The 11,415-nt window shown below is 62.6% G+C and carries 13 protein-coding genes; 9 read left to right on the top strand and 4 right to left on the bottom strand.

Annotation, left to right across the window (positions count from 1 at the left end):
• Nucleotides 1-2: 2 nt before the first annotated feature.
• Nucleotides 3-929 carry an alpha/beta fold hydrolase gene (locus tag QWU43_RS06605; RefSeq protein ID WP_370917439.1) on the bottom strand — a complete coding sequence of 309 codons (927 nt, stop codon included), beginning with the start codon at nt 927-929 and terminating at the stop codon, nt 3-5.
• A 101-nt stretch (nt 930-1,030) separates the two neighbouring features.
• The gene (locus tag QWU43_RS06610) at nt 1,031-1,540 is read right to left on the bottom strand and encodes a phage holin family protein (protein ID WP_370914668.1); all 510 of its coding nucleotides are present in this window, start codon (nt 1,538-1,540) and stop codon (nt 1,031-1,033) included.
• A gap of 109 nt (nt 1,541-1,649) precedes the next feature.
• Here QWU43_RS06610 and QWU43_RS06615 point away from each other — a divergent pair, with 109 nt between their 5' ends.
• Nucleotides 1,650-2,462, top strand: a complete 813-nt coding sequence (locus QWU43_RS06615) for a hypothetical protein (RefSeq protein ID WP_370917440.1) — start codon at nt 1,650-1,652, stop codon at nt 2,460-2,462.
• Nucleotides 2,463-2,498: 36 nt separating this feature from the next.
• Here QWU43_RS06615 and QWU43_RS06620 read toward each other — a convergent pair whose 3' ends face one another.
• Complete coding sequence (locus QWU43_RS06620; RefSeq protein ID WP_370914914.1) at nt 2,499-3,323, bottom strand: HAD family hydrolase; 825 nt, start codon at nt 3,321-3,323, stop codon at nt 2,499-2,501.
• A gap of 455 nt (nt 3,324-3,778) precedes the next feature.
• Between QWU43_RS06620 and ssd the strand changes: the two genes are divergently transcribed.
• The 7 genes from ssd to QWU43_RS06655 all read left to right on the top strand — a co-directional run bounded on the left by ssd (nt 3,779) and on the right by QWU43_RS06655 (nt 8,308).
• Entirely contained in the window at nt 3,779-4,828 is a 1,050-nt protein-coding gene (gene ssd, locus QWU43_RS06625; RefSeq protein ID WP_370917441.1) for a septum site-determining protein Ssd, read from the top strand.
• Entirely contained in the window at nt 4,828-5,982 is a 1,155-nt protein-coding gene (locus tag QWU43_RS06630; protein WP_370914665.1) for a TadA family conjugal transfer-associated ATPase, read from the top strand. The genes ssd and QWU43_RS06630 overlap by 1 nt, the downstream gene beginning before the upstream one ends.
• 77 nt (nt 5,983-6,059) lie before the next feature.
• Nucleotides 6,060-6,770: a type II secretion system F family protein gene (locus QWU43_RS06635; protein ID WP_370917442.1), complete on the top strand. Its 711-nt coding sequence runs from the start codon at nt 6,060-6,062 to the stop codon at nt 6,768-6,770.
• Complete coding sequence (locus QWU43_RS06640) at nt 6,767-7,345, top strand: type II secretion system F family protein (RefSeq protein WP_370914663.1); 579 nt, start codon at nt 6,767-6,769, stop codon at nt 7,343-7,345. Before QWU43_RS06635 ends, QWU43_RS06640 begins: the two co-directional genes overlap by 4 nt.
• Before the next feature lie 153 nt (nt 7,346-7,498).
• Nucleotides 7,499-7,681 (top strand): DUF4244 domain-containing protein, encoded by a 183-nt coding sequence (locus tag QWU43_RS06645; protein WP_370914913.1) that lies wholly within the window; start codon nt 7,499-7,501, stop codon nt 7,679-7,681.
• Entirely contained in the window at nt 7,681-8,004 is a 324-nt protein-coding gene (locus QWU43_RS06650; RefSeq protein ID WP_370917443.1) for a hypothetical protein, read from the top strand. The genes QWU43_RS06645 and QWU43_RS06650 overlap by 1 nt, the downstream gene beginning before the upstream one ends.
• Complete coding sequence (locus tag QWU43_RS06655) at nt 7,991-8,308, top strand: Rv3654c family TadE-like protein (RefSeq protein WP_370914661.1); 318 nt, start codon at nt 7,991-7,993, stop codon at nt 8,306-8,308. The genes QWU43_RS06650 and QWU43_RS06655 overlap by 14 nt, the downstream gene beginning before the upstream one ends.
• Nucleotides 8,309-8,310: 2 nt before the next feature.
• On the opposite strand, the gene QWU43_RS06660 is transcribed toward QWU43_RS06655, so the two are convergent.
• On the bottom strand, nt 8,311-10,704 hold the full coding sequence (locus tag QWU43_RS06660; RefSeq protein ID WP_370917444.1) for a DEAD/DEAH box helicase: 2,394 nt from the start codon (nt 10,702-10,704) through the stop codon (nt 8,311-8,313).
• 277 nt (nt 10,705-10,981) lie between these two features.
• Here QWU43_RS06660 and QWU43_RS06665 point away from each other — a divergent pair, with 277 nt between their 5' ends.
• Nucleotides 10,982-11,185 carry a cold-shock protein gene (locus QWU43_RS06665; protein ID WP_370917445.1) on the top strand — a complete coding sequence of 68 codons (204 nt, stop codon included), beginning with the start codon at nt 10,982-10,984 and terminating at the stop codon, nt 11,183-11,185.
• Nucleotides 11,186-11,415 lie beyond the last annotated feature (230 nt).

An 11,415-nucleotide genomic window follows, 5' to 3' on the forward strand; every position in this document is an offset into this window, starting at 1 on the left:
GGTCACTGCCGGGGGAGTTGATCAGCGAGGAAACCTGTGGCGAGTCTCGTGAAAGTCTTCGGGTCCTCGATATGGGGGAGGTTCTTGGTCCCGGGGACGGTTGTCTGAACCCAGTGCCCGACTGAACGGCGAGCGTTCCGCGCGGCGAGAGCCCGCCAGGTACTGTTCGCCCCACTGATCCAGAGCACAGGAGCCTCAACCTTCGTGGAGACCCACTTGGCGGGAAGCTGCGCCGTCTCAAGTCGGGCGTTCCGCATCATCGCAGGCCCCGCGTTATCGATTCTGGCGGCCTGAATCCGAAGTTCCAGGTAATCAGCGAAGCGACTGGTTCGATGGAAGGGAACCGCCGTGTTCGTTGCCAGGTCGAGGCGCGCCAGTTTCACGGGATCCGGAGCCAACCGTGCAGGGAGACGTACTGCCAATGCGCGGGTCAGCGGAACAGTGTGCTGCCAAAATCGCGCGGCGATGACGCGGTTCATCTCGATAGGGTGGGAAGCTGACACGGAGATGAGTGCATTGACGCACTGTGGATAGTTCGCTGCCAGCGTCCATGCGACCGCTCCGCCGGTACCGGAACCGATGACGATGGCGCCGGAATCACCGAGGGCGTCGATCACATCGGAGATGTCACCCACGGCGTAGCGCAACTCATACTCCCGGGGAGGTTTGTCAGACATGCCGTATCCGCGCATGTCGACGGCTGCGACGCGGAAACCGGCGGCAGCCAGCGGCTCCATCACCTCCCGGTAATCGAACCAGCCGCCGAACGCACCGTGCAGGAGCACGATCAATGGTGCGGTGGGATGACCGATCGTCGCCACATGGAAGCGCATGCCGCGAGCATAGACACGCTCGTGGCTCCACGGACCGTCGAGAGCGACGACGGACGGCGGATTCGGTTTTCCCTTCTTGCGGAACAAGCGTTTCACATCCTTTCCGTGGGGGCCGTGAAACGGGGCAGAATGACAAGCCCGCCCCGGCGTAAGACGTCGGGGCGGGGCGAAGGAGAGAGACAGACAAACAGTGTGTCTTAGGTAAGCATGCCTTTGCGGGATGACGTCTCGAGCTTCTTCTCGGCCTGACCGGGAACCAGGGTCTTGAGTTTCTGGACCGAATCAATGGTCTTCTTCGGGGCACCGACCTTCTTCACCTTCTTGTATCCGATGAAGGCGACCACGGCGGCGAGGACGACCATGAACAGGAATACGATGAGGAAAGCGGCCCAGCGGTCCAGCCAGGTGGCGAGCAGTTCTGCCAGGAAGAAGAAAAAGAAGAAAGAACTGTAAAGAGCGATGGTACCGGCGACCGCGAACATGCCGCCACCGACGGCACCCTTCTTGGCTTCCTGCGCTAGCTCGGTCTTGGCGAGCTCAATTTCACCACGGATCAGAGTGGACATCTGCGCGGTGGCATCAGAGACCAGGTCGCCGATGGAACCCTGGCCGGCTGCACGGGTATCGACATCGGACAGAGGGATGCTGCTCACTTTGGGGGTGAATGAGTCTTTTCCGTCTGTGAAAAGGCCATCGGAGTTGCTCACGGTAGGTTGTCCTCCACGTGGGTGAAATATGGTGTGTGCGACAGTACTGATTGAGAGTACGGGATGAACACTGCGGGGGCACTGTCAGTTCAATACAGTCAATCGTGCCATGAACACGGGCTTTGTGCGAACCGCAGGAGCTATGGAGTGCCCGGATCTGCCGGGGCAGGAGCCCCGAACGGTCGATGTGCTGACTGCGGGGAACACCCTGAAGGACGGTTACCCTGGTGCCGTGAAACCCAGACGAGATCCACTGGCACCACTGCGGGACCTGCCCGGAGTGTCGGAATCCGCTTCTCAAGCCCGAGCAGCACTCGCCGCCGTGCACCGCAGACCGGTCAATCTACGTCGTCCGGAGATCACCGGTGCAGAATCCGTATTGCGAGGGGCGCGTGCAGGAGCAATGATCGACCGGGCCACGGGCGAAGACCCGGAGATCCTCACCCGTGCACTGGACGTCTACAGCATCCTGGCCCCTGACCTCGTTCAGGAAACCGCACGCGTGTTCTTGCGTTCTCCGCTGCAAGTGCTGGCGCGAATGGACGTACTCGCGGGTGGCACCGGGCGTCCCGTCAGGGCCTCAGCCGAACTGGCGGTGCTGGCAACCACCGTGACCGCCGGTGCAGATCCGGATCTCCTGCCCGGGGTCATGCACGGCCAGATACTCTCTACCGTCCCATTCGGTGAACGTAGTGGTGTCATTGCGCGGGCCATATCCCGACTGGCTGCCGTGGCCGGCGGTTTTGATCCGCGGGGTCTGGCGGTGCCTGAGCCCTGGCTCAACCGTCACCGAGCGGAATACCTGGCTGCCGGAAAGGAGTTCGGTACGGGAGCAATCGGAGTGGGACGATTCCTTGATCTGCATCTGCGCTCGTATGTGGCGGGGGCGGCGGAAGCGGAGGGGATCGCCGCTCTTCTGTGAGTGGTGCAGGCGGCACACCCGTCATCAGGTTGCGGATCAGGCGCGGGCACGCCGGGCGAGCCAGAAGCCTCCCACCGTCACAGCGGCGATTCCCGCGGCGATGCCCGTACCAATCCCGACATCGCGGCTGCTCGGCATCTGGAACAGTGGCTCCGGGTTCTTGAACGTCCGAATTTCCCAGCCGCGCTGCAGTGCTGTCTTCTTCAGCGGCCGGTCAGGGTTGACGGCGACGGCGGTACCCACGGCCTCAAGCATCGGAATGTCGGTGGCGGAGTCTGAGTAGGCGAAGCTGCGGTCCAGATTGTAGGAGTGTTCGCGGGCAAGGTCGAGGAGCGCCTGCCGTTTGGCGGCACCCTTACAGTAGAAGAGGACTTCTCCCGTGAATTTTCCGTGTTCCGTACCCAGTCGCGTCGTGACGATGCGGTGGACTCCCAGTTCCCGTGCGATCGGTTCGACCAGTTCAGCGGCGGATGCGGAGATAATGATCACGTCATGTCCGCGCGCTCGGTGCTGTTCTATGAGTGCGCGTGCCTCAGCGTAGATCGCGGGGGTCACCACTGAATGAAGTGTCTCCTCGACGATGCCGCGGACCTGTTCGACATCCCATCCCGCGACCATCGACGCCAGGTGATCCCGAGTGGAGTCCATCTGTTCGGATGAATGCCCGGCGAGCATGTACGTGGACTGCGCCAGAGTCATCTTGAGGGCTTCTGCGGGGGTGATCAAGCCGTTGTTCATGAACTCGCGGCCATACGCATAGGCGGATGATCTGGCGATCACTGTCTTGTCCAGATCGAAGAATGCCGCCACTGGTGCAGTGGTGACGTCTTGGGTCGGGAGCTGTTCAGACACGGGAACCAGTGTAGCTTCATTCCCCGGTGAAAACCCACAGGTGGCATGAAGCTTGTGGGGCTGGTGTGAATCAATGTGGTTAATGGGGTGCTCCTTTCGCGGCCCGGCCCTCGCGGTTCGGTGCCGCGGTCTCTGGCTCGTATATCGGTGGAGGGCGTGATGCGGTTACATGCATGAGTCCATGCACGGGGGGATTGTTGAACCTGTCGAATGTCTATGACATAATTGCCACTGCTGGGCCCCGATATACTGTGCGGCCCGCCCCGGTCACACCCCCCCGAGACCGGGTTACGACGGCCCGCGTAACACCCCCCCGATACGCGGGCCGTCCCCATGTCCTCCCTATGTTCACGACCCGGGGATAGTCCACCGAGGCTGTTGAATTTTCCGGTTTCGGGATGGTTCTCCACAGCACAGTGGAACGCTCGTGCGACGGGATCATCGGATACGTGAGGCTCTGGTGTATGAGCACAGCGGACAAACCCATCCTCGTCGCGGTCACGGACCCGGTTCTCCATCCTGAGGCCATCCACGTGGCCACTGTCACTGGTCGTCCGGTCATCGATATGCCCGACCCCGAGGAGGTCAACCGACACGCCCGTCGGGCACACGCAGTCCTCGTGGATTCTGATGGTGCTGGTTGCTTCCGTTCCGGGGCCCGCCACCCGCACCTTTACCTCCTTGCAGCGGACCCGGGGCCGGTCGACTGGAGAACGGCGATGAGCTGTCATGCGGAGGCGGCTTTCGTGCTTCCCGCGCAGTCACCGGAACTGCTGGCGGCACTGGGGGATCAGACCACGACGGACACCCGTGGCAGAGTGCTCGGGATACTCGGTGCCGTTGGAGGGGCCGGTACCAGCACTCTCGCTGCGGCGGTTGCCCGCGAACTCGCTGACGATCGTCCACTTCTCATTGACGCTGTGGACAAGTCCGGCGGCCTGGATCTACTGCTCTGCATGGAGGACACACCCGGGGCCCGGTGGCCGGAGGTCACCCTGGGGCGTGGGCGTGTGGAACTCGATGATCTTCGCAATGCGCTTCCCCGAAGTGCTGATGGCATCACCGTCCTGTCCGCCGCCCGGAGCAGGATCACCGACCCCTTCACCTTGGATTCCGGAACACTGGCTGCGGCACTGACCTGCGTCCGATCGGGTTCCGGCACTGCCGTGCTCGACCTACCCGCCGGAGCCCGTGGCGCCGACCTCGCCGTCGAGTGCTGCGACCTCGTGATACTCCTGGTACCGGCGGAGGTTCGGGCGGTGGCTGCCGCAGCTTCACTTACCGCGAAATTCGCGGCGCGGAAGACACCGGTGTGCACTGTGCTCCGGCACCGGGGATGGTCCGGCATCGACGTTGCGGAAATGGAACGTTTCACGGCGACGGACTGTCTCGCGGAACTCGGACAGATCGCGGGCCTGGCTAAGTCATGTGAGATCCACGGGCTCCCGATGAGACCGCCGAAGGCTCTGGCGGTTGTTGCTCGTGCCGCCGTCGCCGAATTCCGGGATCTGTGATGACACGCAGAGAATCCCTCGTGGAGCGGGTACGTCGGCGCCTTGCCGAGGAATCCAGTCACGCGGGAGCCATTCTGGATCAGCGCCACACAGCCCAGGTCATCCGGCAGGAAGCCGGCGTGATCAGTGACGTCGAGGTACTCGAGGTGCTCCGTCAACTGCGGTACGACTCCACGGGCGCTGGGCCACTCGAACCTGTGCTCTCGGTGGAAGGTGTCACTGATGTCGTGGTCAATGGCCCCGACGAAGTCTGGTACGACAGTGGCGAAGGCATGCAGCGTGCGGAGAGCAGCTTCACCTCCGACGCGGAGGTCCGCCGTCTGGCGACACGGCTCGCGGCTCTCTGCGGCAGGCGCCTCGATGACGCCCACCCGTTCGCTGACGGAAGGATGCACCGGGCTGACGGTACCGCGGTCCGGGTCCATGCACTACTTTCACCTCCCGCCGAGAACGGGACCTGCATCAGCCTCCGGGTACTGCGGCAGGCAACGATGCGCCTGGAGGCCCTTGCCGCAGGGGGAGCGATGCCCTCCGAAATCGCCGAACTGTTGCGTTATGTGGTGCGTTCCCGGCACTCACTGCTGGTGGTCGGTGGGACAGGCTCCGGTAAAACCACGCTCCTATCAGCACTGCTCGCCGAGGTACCCCACCACGAACGTATTGTGTGCATCGAAGACACAGCGGAACTCCATCCGCCCCATCCTCATGTGGTCAACCTTGTGGCCCGCCCAGCGAACACCGAGGGGGCCGGTGAGATTACCATGTCCAGTCTGCTGCGGCAGGCACTGAGAATGCGTCCCGATCGGATCGTCGTGGGAGAGATTCGAGGTGCGGAAGTCGTTGATCTCCTAACCGCGCTAAACACCGGCCACGATGGAGGCGCGGGAACCGTACACGCGAACAGCCTGACCGAGGTGCCTGCACGATTTGAAGCGCTCGCGGCGCTCGGAGGTCTGCAGCGGACCGCACTGCATTCCCAGCTCACCGCGGCACTCCGGGTGGTGGTGTCAGTACACCGTTCCCCGGCCGGTGACCGACGGGTCCACCAGATCGGGGTCTTGCGTGACAATCCGATCAGGGTGTTACCGGTCTGGGATGCAGATGCGGGCGAACTAGCTGGTTTCGCTGACCTACGGGAGATGGTTTCCCGATGATTCCGCTCCTCATTCTGGCGGTCGCCTGTCTGTTCGGCCCACCCGCTCCGGGAACCCGGATCTCACGGGGTTGCCCCGTGAGATCCACCCGCGTCATGCCCGGTATCTTCCTCCTTGTCCTCGCTGTCCCCTTTGTCTTTCTCACACCGCTGACCGTCTCCCTGTCCCTGATTGTTGCGGTCATAACATGCACCTGGTGGGTCTTCAGTGCGCGACGATACCGGCAGCGGGCACGCGTCGCAGATGCCACCGCAGACATAATCAGTCGGCTCGTGGCCGATCTCCACGCCGGAACCGCCATGCCGGATGCCGTGAGATCCATATCAGAGAGTTTGGGGGAGCGCGGGCAAGTCCCGGCGTCGATCACGGAAGTGCTGTGTACCGCAGCCCGGCGTGCCGCCACGGGGTCGGGAGCGGCCATGACTCTAGCTGAGGCCGGTGATCTGCCTGATCTCGCCGCCGCCGGCCGGTTATGGGAACTATCCGAAAGTTACGGGATTCCCCTGGCCACGCTTCTTGACCAGGCGAGGAGCCGTACCGACGCTCGGATCCGTCACCGGAGTCGCACACAAGCCGCGCTCCAGGGGCCACAGGCGAGCGCCCTCGTGCTCACGCTCCTTCCTCCCTTCGGGATGCTGATGGGAATACTGATGGGGGCGCATCCGATCGAACTGCTGACCGGTGGTGGCGCCGGAGGTCTGCTGTTACTCGGTGGAGTGCTGCTCACCTGCGCGGGAATTGTCTCGTCGAGGATCATCGTTCTTCGTGCTGCAGGGGGTGCACCATGACAGATACGGCCCTCTGGGGCGCAGCGACGTTGCTCATTCTCGCCGCCGCCGCTCTCTGCGCACCACCTTCCCCGTTCCACCGGATTCGTGTGGCGACCGGACACGAACCCAAACAGCCTCGTGATCACCCAGCTCAGGCCTCGCCACTCGACGTCGCCGCAGACATTGAGTTGTTCGCAGCATGCACTGCCGCCGGACTCCCCACCGAAACAGTCATCACCGCAGTCGCTGCCGCCGCCGGTCCCACGACCGTGGACGCATGGCGGACAGCGGGGGCCCTGATCGCAGTCGGTGCACCCGGCGCTGATGCCTGGCAGGTGCTCACGAGAGTCCGGGGGCTCGATGAACTCGCGCGTATCGCCCTACACTCCGGGGAATCCGGAGCGACCGTATCCGCAGGATGTGAGCGCATTGCCCGTCGGTTACGCGAGGATGCCGCAGATGAAGCTGTAGGTGCGGCGGAACGTGCGGGAGTGCTTATCGCTTTGCCCCTGACCCTCTGTTTCCTGCCCGCGTTCATTCTCCTCGGGTTGGTCCCGATCGTGATCAGTCTCGGCGGTCAATTGCTCGGCTGAGGCCGGACATGGACCCCATCATCACCATCATCCAGAATCTCAGAAAGAAAAGTTGAGGAAAATACCATGACCCCTGAAACCACGCCCCCCACGCACTCCGCACACCCGGTTGCATCTGAGAGCCCGTACTCCGGGCCGACTGAGGTCGGCAAGGTGGCTACGCCCTTCCATTCGCTGTACAACGACGACGGCATGAGCACGATCGAATACGCCATGGGAAGCATCGCGGCAGCGGCGCTGGCTGCGGTGCTGTACACGGTGATCACGGGATCTGACGTCGTTGACGCGATCCGTGGCATCGTTCTCGATGCCCTGTCCGGCGGACCCGGTGCGTGATGCCGGAAACATCGACGCGCACGCACGAGCACGGATCGGTGACCATTGAGGCCGCCATCTCCATCAGTGCGCTGATCGTGGTCTGTGCCGTCATCGCAGCGGGCGTCGTGACTCTTTCGGCGCATGTCGCCGCAATCGATCTGGCGGGTGCCGTGGCCCGTGCACACGCGGTGGGAAAGGAGATCCACCCAGGCCCTGGAACCAGAATCGCCGTCACGGAGCATGCAGGGACAGTCACCGCAACAGTTTCCGTTCCCGCTCCGTTCGGGGTGGCCACGGCCAGAGCTTTCTATCCCGTGGAGTACCCCGGTGCGACAGAGTGAGAGAGGATCGACGACACTCATCGCCGCAACCGCCGCCGCCGCATTCATGGTGCTCGCGTTGATCGTGTTCGATGCCACCGGTGAACTTCTGGCCAGACACCGCGCATGGGTCTCTGCGGATCTCTCGGCCGTTACCGCGGCGACGGCACTGTGGTTCGGTGATGATCCGTGCGTCGCGGCTGCCGGGACCGCAGCGCTCAACGCGGGAGGAGAACTCCAGGAGTGCAATGTCGACGGAATGGATGTCACGGTACTTGTCGCGGTGTCGGGTGCGACGGGGCGTGCCCGGGCTGGTCCCCTGTGAGATCAGTGCCCGGAGAGCATCGTCACCATCGCCCCGAGTAGCTTCAGTGCGCCCTGTTTATCCAGTGGTGAGTTACCGTTCCCGCATTTCGGGGACTGCACACACGAAGGACATCCGTCCTCGCACGGACAGGCACGGACCGCCTCGAAGGTGGCTGTGATCCACTCCCGGAAACGGGTGAAGCCACAGTCCGCGAACCCTGCGCCACCGGGATGCCCGTCATAGACAAAGACGGTGGGGAGACCGGTATCCGGGTGCAGCGCCGTGGAGACACCCCCGATGTCCCACCGGTCACATGTCGCGATCAGCGGCAGCATGCCGATCGCGGCGTGTTCTGCGGCGTGCAGGGTACCCGGGAGATCAGCCGGGGTAAGACCCATCGCAGCCAGTGTCGCCGGATCGATGGTGTAGGCGACCGCTCGTGTTTTCAATTGCTGCGCCGGATAATCGAGGGGAACCTGATCGAGCACTGTTCCGTCCATCAACCGCATGACATACCCGGTCACCTGCTCCGTCACCTCCACATCGACGTTCGCGACCCACAACCCCGGGAAAGGATTGTGCAGTTCCCCTTCGGTGGGATCCCCGGTGATGCGGATATCGGTGGTGCTCCGTGCGAAGGTCGTGTAATCGGGTATCTCCGTGTGGGCGAGGGCGAGGTGATCATCTAGCAGCAGGTCGTCCACGACGAAGGATTCGCCCTGGTGGAGATAGACCGCGCCGGGATGTACCTGGGACACCGCCCGTGTCGCGTCGACTGTCCCGAGTAGTCGACCGTCCTCTGAATCCACGATGGTGATCTCCCCATTTGCACCACCCCGAAGGGATACTGATGCGTGAGCGGTGTGTGGTTGCGGTACTCCTATTTCGTCATCGGTCAAGCGGTCTACCGCAAACCATCCTCGGGGGCGTTTCCGCAGAAACCCCTCCGTTGTCAACGTGTCGATGGTGTCGCGTATGGAGCTCGGGGAGCCTCCGGAGTGTGGCTCGAAAAGCTTGAGGTCCGCTTCCGTCAACGGAAACTCCACGGCCGCGCAGTAGAGGTGACCTCGTAGGACATAGGGGTTCGACGGGTCGAAGACGCTCTGCTCGATGGGGGATCCCAGCAGAGCTTCGGGGTGATGCACCAGATACGTGTCCATCGGATCATCCCTGGCGATGAATACCACGATGGACTCCTGACCGCGTCTACCGGCACGACCGGCCTGCTGCCGGAATGATGCGACTGTCCCGGGGAATCCTGCGGTGATGACGGCATCGAGACCGCCGACGTCGATACCGAGTTCCAGTGCATTTGTGGAGGCGACCCCCAGGAGTGTGCCATCGTCCAACTGCCGCTCCAGTCGTCGCCGGTCTGCGGCGAGATATCCCGCCCGGTACGCCGCAATTCGCTCGGCCAGATCCCGACGCCCCATTTTGGAGAGTTCGTCGGCACAGCGTAGGGCAACTGCCTCCGCACCACGACGGGAATGCACGAAGGTCAGGGTCCGTGCCCCCTCTGATACCGAACTCGCCATGATCAGTGCGGCCTCTGCTGACGCGGCCCGTCGTGATGGGGGCGTGGGCGTATCATCCGGAGGAGCGATGAATCCGGGTTCCCAGAGCAGCACCGTCCTCGATCCCGTGGGTGCCCCGTCATCGGTCACGGTTTCCATGGGGAGGCCCACCAGTCTGCTCGCGTGGCCACCTGGGTCCGCGATGGTCGCCGATGTGAGGATGAACACCGGGGAACTGCCGTAGCGGGAGCAGATCCTGCGTAGTCTGCGGAGGACTAGGGCGACATTTGCCCCGAAGATGCCCCGGTAGGTGTGACATTCGTCGATGACCACGAAGGCCAGGTGTCGCAGAACCCGGGCCCATCGGGCATGGTTGGCCAGGATTGATGTGTGGCACATGTCCGGGTTGGTAAAGATCATGCGGCTGGTGTCCCGGATGTGGTGGCGGACCTCGTGTGGGGTGTCGCCGTCGTAGGGCGCGGGATGGATGCCGCCGAGTCCGTCGACGTTCCGGGATAGTCGGCTGGCGGTGGCGAGCTGGTCGCTCCCCAGTGCTTTCGTTGGTGTGAGATAGAGCGCACATGCGACGGTGTCGGTGGCGAGCGTGGACAGGATCGGTAGGAGATAACCGAGGGACTTGCCCGATGAGGTGCCTGTGGAGACCACGACGTGGCGGCCTTCCCAGGCCAGCCGTGCGCACTGCTCCTGGTGGATGAACAGGCGCTGGATGTCTTCTTCCTCGGACAGGTGCCTCTGCAGTGGTGGGTGAACCCATTCCGGCCAATGGCCGTGTCGCGCGGGTCGTGGTGGGGTGGTGATGGAGAAGGTGCAGTGCGATTCGGGGAGCCGGGTAGCAAGAATTGCTCCTATTTCATCGCCTAATGACCTGATGGCCGCCATCGCACTCCCTTTATTAATCCTTTTGACCTGCGAGAATAAACTAATTTCCGATTCAGACTATCGCTCAGCGCGCAAACATGACACACTGGTACTCGGTCGCAGATTTTCATGCGGGGTACTTCGGTACACGCAGAGGATAGTGTCACGGAACCCAGGTTTCATCCAACAGTTTCTTAGGATTCTGTTTGAAGCCTGTCAGGAGGTATCCGTGACGGCCCGGTGTTCTTCGTCAGGTGAAGTTCAACCGCATCCTAAAGTTAAGAAAAAGGTTAAAAGTATGGCACAGGGAACTGTGAAGTGGTTCAACGCTGAAAAGGGCTTTGGTTTCATTGCCCCGGCCGATGGATCCGATGATGTCTTCGTTCACTACTCCGAGATTCAGGGCAACGGTTTCCGTACCCTCGAGGAGGACCAGCAGGTCGAGTTCGAGATCGGTGAAGGCGCTAAGGGCCCGCAGGCCCAGCAGGTTCACGCCCTCTAAGGTCTCACCACCTGACTTGAAAACCCGGATTTCCCGCAGTGATGCGGTGGAAGCCGGGTTTTCTGCATCTCTGGGCGGATTTTTAGCGGCTTCCTGAAGTGTGGCGAGTGTATCCGTATACCCAGCGTGAGGGGTGCCACCTGTCACTGTGGTTCGTGATGGTGCATTTGGAAGGTAAAGAAACTTAGGCGGCTAGACCCGGGTGGGGGTAATTCCCAGGTGCTAACTGT

Source organism: Corynebacterium sp. CCM 9204 (assembly GCF_041357695.1).
Classification (GTDB): domain Bacteria; phylum Actinomycetota; class Actinomycetes; order Mycobacteriales; family Mycobacteriaceae; genus Corynebacterium.